Raw genomic sequence first — 14,130 nt, 5'->3', positions numbered from 1 at the left:
GCCCGGTGGTGGTCCCACCGGTGGGGCAGCTCGACAGCGGCCTGAGGGTGCCGACGCGGGCCGGCCGGGGTCGCGCCCGGAGGGAGTGGGCTGCGACCCCGGCCGGGGTTCCGGTGCGGATCAGACCACGGTCGTGCAGGTGGGTGTCGGCGTGCTGTTGGTGCCGGACCACGAGCCGAGGAAGCCGAACGTGGTGCTCGCCCCGGGGGCCAGCGACCCGTTGTGCTCCGCGTTGCGGGCGACGACCCGCGTGCCGCTGGTGGTCACGGTCGCGTTCCACGCCGAGGTGACCTGCTGGCCGTTGGCGTAGGTCCAGGTCACGGACCAGCCCTTGACGGCCCCACCACCGGCGGTCACCGTCACCTCACCCTGGAAGCCTCCGCCCCACTGCCCGGTCACCCGGTACGTCGCCGTGCAGGCCCCGGCCGGCGGCGGGGTCGTGGGCGGCGGGGTGGTCGGCGGCGGGGTGGTCGGCGGGGGAGTGGTGGGCGGCGGCGTCGTCGGCGGCGGGTTGGTCGGCCCGCCGGAGAAGTCGACGTCGCTGCACAGGTAGTACGACTGGTCGAGGTGGCTGGCCTGCCAGATGGTGTAGACGACGTGCCGCCCGGTGCGTCCCGGCGCGTTCGCCGGGATCTCGATGGACACGCCGGTGGGCTCCGGCTTCCACCCCGACGCCGGGGTGTTGCCGATCTGGCCGACCAGTTCCAGGTCGTCCCAGCCCAGCGGCTCGGTGAGCGCGTTGAAGCCCTGCCTGGTCACGTACACCCGGATGTAGTCCGCGCCGTGGCTGGCCTGGTCGTAGAGGCGGACCCGGAAGTTGCTGGAGACCGGGGAGGTCTTCCAGGCGCCGACCGTGTCGAGGGCGTTGTAGCGACCGCCCTCGGTCCGGCCGCCGGAGCAGAGCTGGCCGTTGGGGATGGCGGCCTGGTGGTTGCCGGCGACGCCCTCGCGGAACAGGCCGTTCCAGTTCCACATGGCGTTCGGGTTGGCCTGCCAGGCCTGCCAGCACATCGGGTCCTCGGTGGCCATCCGGGGATTCTGGAAGTCGCTGCCCCAGCGCTGCCAGCAGCCGTAGTTGCGTGACGCCGGGTCCACCACGGAGCCGTGCGCCGACACGGGGTTGGCCAGGGCCGTGGTCAGCAGCAGCACGGCGATCGCCGCGACGGCGAGCAGCCACGCCAGGCGGGAGGTGCGAAGTTGAGTGGACATGGGGAGCCCCCGGGAGGAGAGGTCGGACGACGACGCCCGGACGGCCCGGGAGTTGCCCCTCCCGTGCGCGCTGCGTGGCTTCCGCGACGGCTCTGCCCGGAGGCTGCCATATTTATCGGCCCTGGTCAATGCCTTCCCGGCGCATCGAGGTGTGCGGGATGCCGTCCTCGACGTACTCGGGGCCGGCGACGGCGAAGCCGTGGCGGGCGTAGAGGCCGACCAGGTGGGACTGGGCCTCCAGCACGCAGGGGCGGTCGCCGACCAGCTCCAGCGCCGCGGCCATCAGCCGGCCCGCGTGCCCGCCGCCGCGCGCCTTCGGTGCCACCACCACCCGCCCGATCCGCGCCACGCCGCCCGGGTCGGCGAGGATCCGCAGGTACGCCAGGGGCTCGCCGCCGTCGTCGAGCCAGAGGTGGCGGGTGCCCGGCTCGACGTCGCGCCCGTCGAGTTCCGGGTACGGGCACGCCTGCTCCACCACGAACACGTCGATCCGGAGCCGGAGCAGGTCGTGGAAGGTGCGGGCGTCGAGGTCGGCGAACGAGGCGGTCCTCGGCACGGGGAGCTGTGGCACCCCCCGATGGTAGGCCGGGCCCGTGGGCCAGCCGCCCCGCTGCCCCGCGTGCCGCCGGTGCGCCCGGCCGACCGGGCGGCCATTGCGGCGACGGCCGGCCGACCGTCGGCCTCAGGCGGGGCGGGCGCCGACCGCGTCGCGGATCTCGGCGCCCCGGGCGCCCTCCTCCGCGCGGGCGCAGTGCGCGCAGCAGAAGAACCGGCCGGACACCTCCACCCCGTGCCCGACGATCTTGACCTGGCAGTGCTCGCAGATCGGCGCCAGCTTGTGCGCGGCGCACTCGAAGCAGTCGAAGGTGTGCACGTCGCCGCTGACGGTCCGCACCTCGAACGCCATCCAGTAGTCGTTACCGCAGACCTCGCACGTCGCCACGACAGAACCCCCCGAAGGCCGACACATTTCCTCGAGCGTGCGGCAACCGGACCATGCCGTGCGGGCGGATCGGCCCAGGTCACTCCGGGGTGGCGGCGTGTCGCCCCCGGCGTGTCGGGCGTTGTACCGGGTGACCGCGCGCGACCCCGGAGGAACACGACATGATCAAGCGGAACAAGCTCTTCGGCAACCAGGTACGGGTCACCTTCAGCCTGCCCCGCGACACCCCGCCCGGCCCGGTCAGCGTGGTCGGCTCCTTCAACGGCTGGGAGCCGGGACGGCACGAACTCCTCCCGCGGCGGGACGGCACCCGGACGGTCACCGTACGACTCGGCCCGGGGGAGTACCGCTTCCGCTACCTCGCCACCGGTGGCGTCTGGCTGGACGACGAGTCCGCCGACCGGGTGGACGAGCGGGGCAGCCTGTTGCTGCTCTGACGGTCACCCTGCGTGTGCAGAAGGCGCGATGTTTCTATCGACAGGAGTCTTTACTGTTAACAAGCTTTAATTTATGTTGAGTGGCACCTCACCAGGCTTAAGTCCGAAGGAGCTGCCACCATGCGTCGAAGAATCACCATCCCGCTCGTGGCGACGGGCGCCGTCGTCTCCGCACTCGCCGTCGCGGCGCCCGCCCAGGCCCACGGCTACGTGTCCGGCCCGCCGAGCCGCCAGGCGCTCTGCGCTCAGGGGCGGGTCCCCGACTGCGGGCAGATCAAGTACGAGCCGCAGAGCGTCGAGGGGCCGAAGGGGCTGCGCAGCTGCCACGCGGGGATCGCCCAGTTCGCCGTCCTCAACGACGACAGCCGGGGCTGGCCCGCCACCTCGGTCGGCAGCTCCGTCACCTTCACCTGGACCAACACCGCCCGGCACGCCACCAGCAACTGGGAGTACTTCATCGGCGGCACCCGGGTGGCCGTCTTCAACGGCGGCGGGCAGCAGCCCGGCGCCACCGTCTCGCACACCGTCAACCTGGGCGGCTACCCGGGACGGCAGAAGGTCCTCGCTGTGTGGAACATCGCGGACACCGCCAACGCGTTCTACTCCTGCGTCGACCTCCAGGTCGGCGGGGGCGGCAACCCGTCGCCCACCCCGAGCCCGACCCCGCCGGCCCCGTCGCCCACCCCGACCCCCACCGCCGCCCCGACCACCCCGCCCGCGCCGGGCGGCAGCTGGACGGCGGGCCGGGCCTACCAGGTCGGCGACCAGGTCACCTACGGCGGGCTGACGTACCGCTGCCGGCAGGCGCACACCGCGATCCCCGGTTGGGAACCGCCGCACGTGCCGGCGCTCTGGACGCAGGTCTGACCGGACGGGTGCGGCCCGTCCCCCCGGCACCCGCACCCGTCACCCCTTCCCGGATCGGAGTACGCCATGCGACGGCTGCCCACGGTCGCCCTGCTCGCCGTCCTGCTGACCGTCCCCGGCTGCGCCGCGCGGACCGCCCCGGCGTCGTCCGTCCCCGCGCCACCGGGGCCGGCCGCGGCCAGCGCGACCGGGATGAACGGCCTGGACGTGGTCTTCCTGGCCATGTTGGCGGCACACACCGAGCAGACGCTCGAGATGGTGCGGCTCAGCCGCGACCGGGTGACCGACCGGAAGCTGCACACCCTCGTCGCCGCCATCGAGGTGACCGAGACCGACGAACTCGCCACGATGCGCGGCTGGCTGCGCGACGCCGGACCGGCCGCCGCCGAGGCCGCCCGCGGGCACGACCACGGACAGCACGGGACCGCCGCCGAGGACATGGCACGCCTGCGGGCCGCCCCGGACGGCGAGGTCGACCGCGTCCTGCTCGGCCTGCTCGTCCCGCACCAGGAGGCGGCGGCCGACCTGGCCCGGGCGCACCAGACGGTCGGCGCCGACCCGCGCGTACGCGACTTCGCCGGCCGCGTCGAGCGGTCGCGTACGGCCGAGGTCTCGCTGATGGCCGGGCTGACGCCGGCCCGGGCGGCCTGAACCCCGGGTGCCGGATCAGGCGTCGGCGCGCGGCTCCAGCCGGATGGAGACGGAGTTGACGCAGTGCCGGGTGTCCTTCGGGGTGAAACCCTCGCCCCGGAAGACGTGACCCAGGTGGCTGTCGCACCGGGCGCAGCGGATCTCGGTGCGGCTCATCCCCAGGCTGCGGTCCTCGATCTCCTTGACCGAGCCGGGGATCGCGTCGTCGAAGCTGGGCCACCCGCAGTGCGAGTCGAACTTCGTGTCGCTGGGGTAGAGCTGCGCGCCGCAGGCCCGGCAGTGGTAGGTCCCGGGCGTCTTCGTGTCGACGTACTCGCCGGTCCACGGGCGCTCGGTGCCGGCCTCCCGCAGCACCCGGAACTCCTCCGGGCTGAGCCGGACCCGCCACTCTTCCTCGGTACGGGGCAGTTCACTCTCGTCAAGACTCACCCGCCAACGGTACGTCGGACGTCGGAGGTGTGGCATATGGTCGCGCAATGGGTGGCACGAAGGCTGCGGCCGAACTGATCGAGGTGGCCGGGCACGAGGTCCGGCTGACCAGCCCCGACCGGGTCATCTTCCCGCAGCGCGGCTTCACCAAGGCCGACGTCTTCCACTACTACCTCGCGGTGGGTGACGGCATCATGCGCGCCCTGCGCGAGCGTCCCACCACGTTGCAGCGCTTCCCGGAGGGCGTCGAGGGGGAGGCGTTCTTCCAGAAGCGGGTGCCCGCGCGGGGCGTGCCGCCCTGGGTGCGGACGACCACGATCAGCTTCCCGAGCGGTCGCAGCGCGGCCGAGCTCTGCCCGGCCGACCTGGCCCACGTGGCCTGGGCCGCCCAGATGGGCACCATCGTGTTCCACCCGTGGCCGGTGCGTGCCGCCGACGTCGACCGCCCCGACGAGTTGCGCATCGACTTCGACCCGCAGCCCGGCACCGACTTCGCCGACGCGGTCTCCGCCGCCGGGGAGCTGCGCGGGCTCCTCGGCGAGTTGGGCGTCACCGGCTGGCCGAAGACCTCCGGCGGCCGTGGCGTGCACGTCTACCTGCGGATCGCGCCGCGCTGGACGTTCACCGAGGTGCGCCGGGCCACCATCGCGCTGGCCCGCGAGCTGGAGCGGCGCCGGCCGGAGCTGGTGACCACCGCCTGGTGGAAGGAGCAGCGGGGCGAGCGCGTCTTCGTCGACTACAACCAGATGGCCCGCGACCGCACGATCGCCTGCGCCTACTCGCTGCGGGCCAACGCCCGGGCCACCGTGTCCACCCCGGTCGCCTGGGACGAGCTGCCCGACGTCGACCCCGACGACTTCGACCTGCGCACCGTCCCGGCCCGGCTGGCCGAGCGCGGCGATCCGCACGCCGGCATCGACGACACCGCGTGGGACATCAGCCCGCTGCTGGAGTGGGCCGACCGGGACGACACCGCCGGCCAGGGCGACATGCCCTACCCGCCGGACCACCCGAAGATGCCCGGCGAGCCGAAGCGCGTGCAGCCCTCCAAGGACCGCGACCGCCCCCGCTGACCGACCCGCCCGACGTCGCCGACCCGCCTGACGTCGCCGACCCGCCTGACGTCGCCGACCCGCCTGACGTCGCCGGCCCGCCTGACGTCGCCGGCCCGCCTGACGTCGCCGGCCCGCCCGATGCCGCCGACCCGGCGCCGGCGGGACGCGTGCCCGCCGTCACCGGCGGTCGCCGTACGCCTCCACCGCCTCCTTGGCCGAGCGCAGGTCCGCGCCGGTCGCCTTCCGGTACGCGGCGATCGCCTTGATCTTGTCGCCCCGGGCCAGGTGCTGTCCCACCTCCGGCGGCACGGGCGAGGCGTCCACCACGCCCAGGTGGTCCATCACCAGCCGGAGCCGGCGCTCGATCTCGGCGAGCCGGTACGCGGTCCGCGCCTGCTCGGTCCTGCCCGGCAACTGGGCGGCGAGCAGCGCGACGACGGCCACCATCAGGGCGGTGAGAGCGATCTCCATCCGGTGATCGAAGCACATCCGCGTACCACGCCACCCTCGCCGGGGCGCCGGCCCCACCCACCGGTCTGGCGCCTCCGGATAACGATCAAGTAACGGGCGCGAACCTTTCCCGGCATGTCACCGCTCTCCCTGGTCGTCGGCCCGACAGCGGGCCAGGGGAGGGCATCGGATGAAGCTGGTGTGGAGGCGGGCCCGCGAGGCGCGTGGGCTGCTGCTCGCCGCGGTGGTCGCGGCCCTGGTGGCGGTCGCGTTGGTCACCGGGCTTTCTGACTACAACCGGCGGGCCGTCGAGGCGGGCCAGCGTGCCCTGCTCAGCGGGGCGTCGTTCGAGGAGCGCAGCCTCCTGGTCAGCGGCACGGCCGGCCGGGACGCGGCCGAGTTCGTCGCCCGGGACCGGGCCGTCCGGGACGGGTTCGCCGCCGGCCTCGGCGGCGCGCCGGTCACCGTCGACGCCGCCCGCTACGGCGGTGGCCGCGAGCTGACCGGCGACCTCGGCCCCGTGGCCCGCGACGACGACCCGGTCTTCGCCACCCTGGCGGCCCTCGACGACCTGCCCCGCCACGCCGAGCTGACCGACGGCGCCTGGCCCGCCCCGGGAGCCTCGCCGCTACAGGTCACGCTGCCGGAGAAGGTCGCCGGCGTGCTCGGGATGAGCGTCGGCGACCGGGTGCCGATGCTGGACCGCCGGTCCGACGAGGCCAGCACCGTGGTGCTCGTCGGGACCTGGCGGCCCCGCGACGCGGCCGACCCGTACTGGCGGCTGGCACCCGGGGTCGGGGCGGGCAGCGCCGCGGACGCCGGCACCTCGTACGGGCCGTTCGTGCTGGACCCGGCGGACTTCGTCGCCACGTACCCGGGCTCGGTGTCGGCGTCCTGGGTCGTCGAGCCGGACCTCGCGGCGGCGGCCGGCGCGGGGCGGCTGTCCGACGTGCGGCAGGCGCTCACCGCGGCCCTCGCCGAGGTGCCCGAGGCGGCCGGGCTGGGCTCCTCCGGCCAGACCGTCACGGCGATCGACCGGCTCCTCGACCGCGTCACCCGGGCCGACCTGGTGGGCCGTTCCTCGCTGGCCACCCCGCTGCTGCTGATCATCGTCCTCGGCGGGTACGCGCTGGTGCTCGTCGCCGCCCTGCTGCACGAGGACCGGCGCGGCCAGACCGCCCTGCTGAGGGCCCGGGGCGCCGCGCGGCGGCAACTGGCCGGCCTGGCGGCCCGGGAGGCGGCCCTGGTCGTCCTGCCCGCCGGCGTGCTGGGGCCCCTCATCGCCGGCGAGGCGCTGCGGCACGTGGGCACCGGCGGCGCCACCCCGCTGACGCTCGCCGCCGGCAACACCACGCTGATCTGGGCCGCCGCGGCCGCCACCGCCGCCGGCTGCCTGGTCGCGATGGTCGTCCCGACGTTGCGGGGGGCCGGCACCTACGTCGCCGACATGGCGGCCCGGTCCCGGCCCACCCGCGCCGCGAGCGTCCAACGGGCCAGCCTCGACCTGGTGCTGGTCGGCTTCGCGGTGCTGGCCTGGACCCAGCTGCGCCAGTACTCGTCGCCGGTCGCCGGGGCGGCCGGCCGGCTCGGGGTGGACCCGCTGCTGGTCGCGGCGCCGACGCTGGGCGTGCTGGCCGGCGCGGTCGTGGCGTTGCGGCTGCTGCCGCCCGCGACCCGGTTCGCCGAGCGGTTCGTCGACCGCAGACCGTGGACCGCGACCATGTTCGGCATGTGGCAGGCGGGGCGGCGCCCGCACGCCGGCCCGGTGCTGCTGCTCGCCCTCGCCGTCGGCGGCAGCACCCTGGCGTGGTCGCTGGTGACCACGGGCGAGCTGTCGCAGGCCGACCAGGCCGACCACACCGTCGGCGCCGACCTGCGGGTCGTCGAGCGCACCGGCTCGGCACCCGACGGTCGGGGCGGTCAGCTCGCCGCCCTGCCCGGCGTCCGCGAGGCGCTGCCGGCCTGGCGGGACGAGATCCGCCTCGGCCGCGCCGACCTGCCGACGACGGTGGTGAGCCTCGACGCCGCGGCCGCGGCCGGCGTGCTGCGACTCAACGAGAGGCTGACCGACGAGCCCGCGCCGGCACTGCTCGACCGGCTGACCCGGGCCCGCGGCGCGCCGGCCGGGCTGGAACTGCCCGCCGGCACCCGGTCGCTTACCGGCACGGTACGCACCCCCGTGCGCGACGCCGTCACGCCGCACCAGATCGGCCTCTGGGTGCTCCTGACCCGGGCGGACGGGCTGGCCTTCCGGCTTCCGGCCGGCAGCAGCGGCAGCGACGGCCGGCCGGCGCCGTTCACCGTCGCCGTCCCCGCCGGGGAGGGCGCCCTACGACTGTCCGGCTTCGAGGCCGACGGCGGGAGCGCGCGCGGGCGGGCGTACCGCCTGGAGGTGTCGGACCTGCGGCTCGTCGGCGCCGACGGCGCGGCCCGGCCGGCGTCGCTGGACGGCGGGTGGGTGGCCGTCGACGGCCAGGGCAAACCGGTCGGTGCATCGGCCACGGCCGCCGGGCTGAAGGCCGACTGGGAGGTCGAGTACCGCGAGGGCGGCCGGTTCGCGTTCCAGCCGCCGAGCCGCTTCGCCGTGGTGCCGGCCGGCGAGAACCGGCCGGTACCCGCACTGATGACCCCGGCCGTACGCGACGCGTTGAGTTTGCGCGTCGGCGACACGGTCAACCTCGTGTTGTCCGGCGCGACGCTGCCGGTCACGCTGGTCGGCGAGTTGGACGCGGTGCCGTCCGCGGCCGGCGAGGGCGTGCTGCTGGACCTGCCGGCGGCGGCGGACTGGCTGATCCGGGACCGGGGCGGGGTCCGGCCGGTGCCGGAGTGGTGGCTGGGCACCGAGGGCGCCGGCCACGCCGAGGCGGCCCGCGCGGCGGCCGACCTGACCGGCGCCACGCTGCTCGACCGGCGGGAGGTGGCCGAGCGGGCCGCCGGCGACCCGTACTGGCAGGGGGCCCGCACGGGGCTGCTCGCCGCGGCGCTCGGCTCGGTGCTGCTGGCCCTGGTCGGCCTGATCGTCGACGTCTGGGCGACCGCCCGGCACCGGCTCGGGGAGTTCGCCGTGCTGCACACGCTCGGCGCGAGCCCTCGGCTGCTGGCCCGGGCGCTGCTGGCCGAGCAGACCTTCCTGGCCGGGATCGGCGTCGGCGTCGGCCTGCTGCTGGGCGCCGCGGTCGGCGCGACCATGGCCCCGCTGGTCATCCTCACGCCGTCCGCCGGCCGGCCGGTGCCGGAGGCCGCCTTCGTGCTGCCCTGGCTGCCCATCGGCCTGACCGCGCTCGGCCTGCTGCTGGCGGCACTCGCCTTCAGCGCGTTCATCGCCCTCGGCATCCGGCAGCGGGTGGCCGTGGCGCAGCTGCGGATCGGGGGAGACCGGTGACCGGGTGGAGCGTAGGGACGAGAAGGAGCGGAGACGGGGCGTGGTGAGCATCGGGGCGGTGGTCCGCCGGATTCGGGCGTACAGCGGGCAGTTCCTGCTCCTCGCGGCGTTGACGCTGGTCGCCACGCTGGTCATCAGCGGCGTGCCCCGGATCGTCAACGCGCACGCCGAGCAGGGCCTGCGGGCCCACCTGGGCGCCGCGCCGGCGCAGCAGCGGGACGTGACGTACTCGACGGGGCCGCTCCTCGCGAAGAGCGACGGCTATTCCCCGGTGGCCGCGCGCCAGCGCGACCTGGCGACGCTGGAGGCCGGGATGCCACCGGTCGTGCGGGGGCTGGTCGAACAGCGGTGGTTCACCGCGGAGACCGCGGCCAGCCGGCTGAGCGGCCCGGACCTGGCGGCGAAGAACCTCCTGGTCCACCTGGGCCTGCGCACCGTGTCCGGGATCGAGACGGCCGGCACGCTGGTCGAGGGACGCTGGCCGGCCGATGCGTCGGAGGACCAGCCGGTGCAGGTGGCGCTGGCCGTGGACGTCGCCCGCAAGCTGAATCTGCGGCTCGGCAGCCGGCTCACCGTCGCCCCACCGGAGACGCCCGAACCCCTGCCCCCGCTCCGGGTCGCCGTGGTCGGTCTCTTCCAGCCCCGCGACGCCGCCGACGGATTCTGGGACGGACTGCCGCCGCTGCTGCGGGCCGTCGAGCCGGTGGGCGACGGCGAACCCTTCATCGCCGTCGGGGTCGTCGACGGCGCCGTGCTGAACCGTCAGGCCGCCGACGGCTGGACGATGTCGTTCAGCTGGCGCTACCGGATGGGCGCCGACGGGATCGACGTCCGCGAGCTGGACCAGGTGATCGACGGAGTCCAGCAGCTGACCCGGGAGGCGGAGGGCCGCAACATCGTGCAGGGGCTGGACATCCCGCTGGGGGAGTTCGCCGCCGAGGTGGACAGCGCCCGGACGGTGCTCGGGGTCATCGCCGCGGGCGTACTGGCCACCCTGGCCGGCCTCGTCGTGCTGGCCGCCGGGCTGCTGGTGCGCCGCCGCCGGTCGGAGTTCACCCTGCTGCGGGCCCGGGGCGGGGCGGCCACCACGAGCGCGGGCCGCAGCCTGACCGAGGCGCTGCTGGTGGTGCCGCCCGCCGGAGCGCTCGGCTGGCTGGTCGGTGGCCTCGCCCCGGGGGCGCCGGGTGGGACCCTGTGGTTCGCCGTCGCCGCGACCGTCCTGGTGGCCCTCGCGCTGCCGGTCGCCACCCTCGTCGCGTCCAGGGGCGGTGCCGGTCGGCGCGACCTGATCCGGTCGCGCCCCTCCGCGCGTCGCCTCACGGTGGAGGCGGGGCTGCTGGTCCTCGCGGGTCTCGCCGTCGTACTGCTGCGCCGCCGCGGCCTCACCCCCGGCGAGGTCGACCCGCTGCTGGTCTCGGTGCCGGTGCTGCTGGCCGTCGCCGCGGCAGTGGTCGCGATGCGGTTGTACCCGTGGCCGCTGCGGCTGGTCAGCCGGCTCGCGGCCCGGGCCCGGGGCAGCGTCGCCTTCCTGGGCACCGCCCGGGCCGGCCGGTCCGTGGTCGCCGTGCCGCTGGTGGTCGTGGTGCTGGCCATCGCGACCGCGGCGTTCTGCGCGGTGACGGCCGCCGGGATCGAGGCGAGCCGGGACCGGGCCGCCAGCCGGGTGGTCCCCGCCGACGCCCTGATCCTGGGGGACCGGATCGCCCCGGACACGGGCGCCGAGCTGGAGCGGCTGCCGGGGGTCCGCGCCGCGAGTCCGGTGCTGTACGAGGCGGGCCAACGCCTGGCGAAGGACGCCATCGGCACCGAGACCCGGCTCGGCGGGGTGACCGTGCTCATGGTCGACGGTCCGGCCCTGGCCCGGATCGTCCGCGAGTCCGGCGTCGACGTGACCGTGCCGGCGGCCCTGCTCGCCCCCGCCGGGGGCGGCGGCCCGCTGCCCGCGGTGGTCTCCCCGGCGGTCGCCGCCGAGCTGGCCGACGCCGGCCTCGACGGCTCCGCCTTCGTCAGCGCCCAGGGCCAGCGGTACGAGTTCCGGGTCGCCGGGCAGGCGGAGAGCTTCCCGCTGCTGCGCGCGGAGAGCAGCCGGTTCGTCGTCCTGCCCTGGCAGTCCCTGCCCCGGCGGGACTACGCCGCCGTGCCGACCGGCTTCCTGGTGGCCGGCGACGACCTGGACGGCGAGGCGCTGCGCCGGGCCGGCGACGCGGGACAGTCCCGCTTCCAGACCGGCGGGGCCGTCACCGGCCGGGAGCGCCCGCGCGGCGTGGAGTTGCTGACCTTCGCGGACACCCGCCGGCAGGTGGGTGAGGGCGGCGCCAACGGGGTGCTCGCCTTCGGCTTCACCGCCGGCGCCGCCGGTGGGATGGCGCTCGGGCTGCTCGCGATCGCCTTCACGGTGCTCGCCGGTGCCCGCGAGCGTGGGCAGGTGCTCTCCCGGCTGCGCACCCTCGGCCTGTCCCGACGCCAGTGGCGCGGGCTGCTGCTGGTGGAGTTGGTCCCGCTGGTGGGCGTCTCGGTGGTGACCGGTGCGCTGGTCGGCACGGTCCTGCCGCTGTTGCTCACCCCGGTGCTCGGCCTGTCCGCCTTCACCGACGGGGTCGAGGTCCGGGTGGCGTTCGAGCCCGGCCTGGCGGCCGCGGTCGTCGCGCTCGGTGCGCTCGCCCTCGGCTTCGCGGTCGCCGTCGAGGCCCTGAACAACCGCCGGATGCGCCTCGGTGAGGTGCTCCGGCTCGGAGAGGAGAACTGACAATGACCGCTACCGCGGAGACCACCGCCGTGCCGGACCTGGCCGCCCTGCAACAGCGGGCCGCCCAGCGTGCGGCCGAGCGGGCCGGCGGCCGGGACCGGTTGCGCGGGCACATCGTCTGCGACGGGCTGGTCCGGATCTTCAAGACCGAGGGGGTGGAGGTCGTCGCGTTGCAAGGGCTCGACCTGGTCATCGACCGGGGCGAGCTGGTGGCGATCGTGGGCGCCTCCGGGTCCGGCAAGTCGACGCTGCTGAACATCCTCTCCGGGCTCGACACGCCCACCGCCGGCATCGCCCGCGTGGGCGACTACGACCTGCTCAACCTCTCCACCCGACGGCGGCTGAGCTACCGGCGGAGCATGGTCGGCTTCGTCTGGCAGCAGACCGGCCGCAACCTGCTGCCGTACCTGACCGCGCTGGAGAACGTCGAGCTGCCGATGCGGCTCGCCGGGCGACGCGGCGGTCGGCGCGCCCACCGCGAGCGGGCCCGGGAGCTGCTCGACCTGGTCGGGGTCGGTCACTGCGCCGACCGGCGGCCCGGGCAGCTCAGCGGCGGCGAGCAGCAGCGCTGCGCGGTCGCGGTGGCGGTGGCCAACGACCCCGAGGTGCTGTTCGCCGACGAGCCGACCGGTGAGCTGGACGAGGCGACCGGCGCCGACGTCTTCGGGGCGCTGCGCACCATCAACGCCGAGCTCGGCGTCACCATCGTGGTGGTCACCCACGACCACGCCGTGGCCACCCAGGTCCGCCGGACCGTCGCGATCCGCGACGGCCGGACCGCCTCCGAGGTACGCCGGACCGCGCGGATCGGCGCGGACGGCAGCACCGAACTGGTCAGCGAGGAGTACGCCGTGCTCGACCGCAGCGGCCGGATGCAGCTGCCGGCGCCGTTCGTGGACGCGTTGTCGCTGCGCGACCGGGTGCGGCTCAACCTGGAGCCGGACCACGTGGAGGTACGCCCGGGCGGCCGGCCGCAGGACGAGCGGGAGACACCACGGTGAGCGGGCGGGGCATCGTCGCTGACAGCGGGCGGGGAGTTGACGCGGTGAGCGGGCGCGGCATGGTCGCGGACAGCGGTCGGGCAGTCGGCGCGGTGGGCGGGCTGAAGGCCGTCGCCGTGGGCGGACGGGGCATCAGTCGGTACCGCGTGGTCGATCCGGTCGACCGCGCCGAGCACAGCGGGGCGGGATCATGAGCGAGCACGACGTGACGTCGGACGGACGGTCGGCCGGGGCGGTGGCGGGCGCCACGGTCACCGACGAGGTGGTCCGGGTGGAGGGGGTCAGCCGCACGTTCGGCCGCGGCGAGCACGCGGTGCACGCCGTACGGGACGTGTCGTTCTCGGCCGGGCGGGGCGAACTGGTGGCCGTGCGGGGTCGCTCCGGGGCGGGCAAGACGACCCTGCTGAACCTCGTGGGCGGGCTGGACCGGCCCGACTCGGGCCGGGTGGTGGTCGCCGGGCACGACGTCACCGGCGCCGGTGAGAAGGAGCTGCTGGAGCTGCGCCGCGGCACGGTCGGCTTCGTGTTCCAGACCTTCGGGCTGGTGCCGATCCTGTCCGCCGCCGAGAACGTCGGCGTACCGCTGCGGTTGGCGCGGGTCCCGGCGGCCGAGCGGGAGGAGCGGGTCGCGGTGCTGCTCGAGCTGGTGGGCCTCGGCGGGCACGCGGGCCAGCGCCCGTACGAGCTCTCCGGCGGGCAGCAGCAGCGGGTGGCGGTGGCGCGGGCCCTGGCCAACGAGCCGGACCTGCTGATCGCCGACGAGCCCACCGGCCAACTCGACTCCGAGACCGGCCGGTCGATCATGGACCTGCTCCGGGCGGTCGTGCACGCCCGGGGCATGACCGCGCTGGTCGCCACCCACGATCCGGCCCTGATCGACCTCGCCGACCGCGTCCTCACCCTCCGCGACGGCCACCTCCTCCCCACCTGACCCCGCTCTCCTCCCGCCGCCCCGCCGCC

At 75.6% G+C, this 14,130-nt stretch carries 13 protein-coding genes; 8 read left to right on the top strand and 5 right to left on the bottom strand.

Translation table 11 applies throughout. From position 1 onward, the window contains the following. Positions 1-120 precede the first annotated feature (120 nt). From RM555_RS21440 to RM555_RS21430, 3 genes are all read right to left on the bottom strand, one after another. A complete protein-coding gene (locus tag RM555_RS21440) occupies positions 121-1,209 on the bottom strand; it encodes a lytic polysaccharide monooxygenase auxiliary activity family 9 protein (RefSeq protein ID WP_311413419.1) in 1,089 nt (362 codons plus the stop codon). Between the two features lie 112 nt (positions 1,210-1,321). Next, complete coding sequence (locus tag RM555_RS21435) at positions 1,322-1,780, bottom strand: GNAT family N-acetyltransferase (RefSeq protein ID WP_311413418.1); 459 nt, start codon at positions 1,778-1,780, stop codon at positions 1,322-1,324. Between the two features lie 111 nt (positions 1,781-1,891). After that, entirely contained in the window at positions 1,892-2,152 is a 261-nt protein-coding gene (locus RM555_RS21430) for a Prokaryotic metallothionein (RefSeq protein WP_151457740.1), read from the bottom strand. Positions 2,153-2,313: 161 nt separating this feature from the next. Here RM555_RS21430 and RM555_RS21425 point away from each other — a divergent pair, with 161 nt between their 5' ends. The 3 genes from RM555_RS21425 (at position 2,314) to RM555_RS21415 (ending at position 4,107) form a co-directional block, all read left to right on the top strand. Then, on the top strand, positions 2,314-2,589 hold the full coding sequence (locus RM555_RS21425; RefSeq protein ID WP_132233095.1) for an isoamylase early set domain-containing protein: 276 nt from the start codon (positions 2,314-2,316) through the stop codon (positions 2,587-2,589). A gap of 120 nt (positions 2,590-2,709) precedes the next feature. Continuing rightward, entirely contained in the window at positions 2,710-3,456 is a 747-nt protein-coding gene (locus RM555_RS21420; protein ID WP_311413417.1) for a lytic polysaccharide monooxygenase, read from the top strand. 66 nt (positions 3,457-3,522) lie between these two features. Then, positions 3,523-4,107: a DUF305 domain-containing protein gene (locus RM555_RS21415; protein ID WP_311413416.1), complete on the top strand. Its 585-nt coding sequence runs from the start codon at positions 3,523-3,525 to the stop codon at positions 4,105-4,107. Positions 4,108-4,122: 15 nt separating this feature from the next. On the opposite strand, the gene msrB is transcribed toward RM555_RS21415, so the two are convergent. Further along, positions 4,123-4,536 carry a peptide-methionine (R)-S-oxide reductase MsrB gene (gene msrB, locus RM555_RS21410; RefSeq protein WP_311413415.1) on the bottom strand — a complete coding sequence of 138 codons (414 nt, stop codon included), beginning with the start codon at positions 4,534-4,536 and terminating at the stop codon, positions 4,123-4,125. Between the two features lie 47 nt (positions 4,537-4,583). On the opposite strand from msrB, the gene ligD reads away from it, so the two are divergent. Beyond that, complete coding sequence (ligD, locus tag RM555_RS21405) at positions 4,584-5,609, top strand: non-homologous end-joining DNA ligase (RefSeq protein ID WP_311413414.1); 1,026 nt, start codon at positions 4,584-4,586, stop codon at positions 5,607-5,609. Positions 5,610-5,768: 159 nt separating this feature from the next. On the opposite strand, the gene RM555_RS21400 is transcribed toward ligD, so the two are convergent. Further along, positions 5,769-6,062: a hypothetical protein gene (locus RM555_RS21400; protein WP_132233105.1), complete on the bottom strand. Its 294-nt coding sequence runs from the start codon at positions 6,060-6,062 to the stop codon at positions 5,769-5,771. A gap of 169 nt (positions 6,063-6,231) precedes the next feature. Between RM555_RS21400 and RM555_RS21395 the strand changes: the two genes are divergently transcribed. From RM555_RS21395 to RM555_RS21380, 4 genes are all read left to right on the top strand, one after another. Beyond that, on the top strand, positions 6,232-9,423 hold the full coding sequence (locus tag RM555_RS21395) for an FtsX-like permease family protein (protein ID WP_311413413.1): 3,192 nt from the start codon (positions 6,232-6,234) through the stop codon (positions 9,421-9,423). 40 nt (positions 9,424-9,463) lie between these two features. Then, a complete protein-coding gene (locus RM555_RS21390) occupies positions 9,464-12,169 on the top strand; it encodes an FtsX-like permease family protein (protein WP_311413412.1) in 2,706 nt (901 codons plus the stop codon). Between the two features lie 2 nt (positions 12,170-12,171). After that, complete coding sequence (locus tag RM555_RS21385) at positions 12,172-13,170, top strand: ABC transporter ATP-binding protein (protein WP_311413411.1); 999 nt, start codon at positions 12,172-12,174, stop codon at positions 13,168-13,170. A 190-nt stretch (positions 13,171-13,360) separates the two neighbouring features. Further along, on the top strand, positions 13,361-14,101 hold the full coding sequence (locus tag RM555_RS21380) for an ABC transporter ATP-binding protein (RefSeq protein WP_311413410.1): 741 nt from the start codon (positions 13,361-13,363) through the stop codon (positions 14,099-14,101). Positions 14,102-14,130: the final 29 nt, after the last annotated feature.

Source organism: Micromonospora reichwaldensis (assembly GCF_031845925.1).
Lineage (GTDB): Bacteria > Actinomycetota > Actinomycetes > Mycobacteriales > Micromonosporaceae > Micromonospora > Micromonospora reichwaldensis.
Note: the sequence above shows the minus strand (reverse complement) of the source record. Positions and strands in the feature narration are given on the sequence as shown.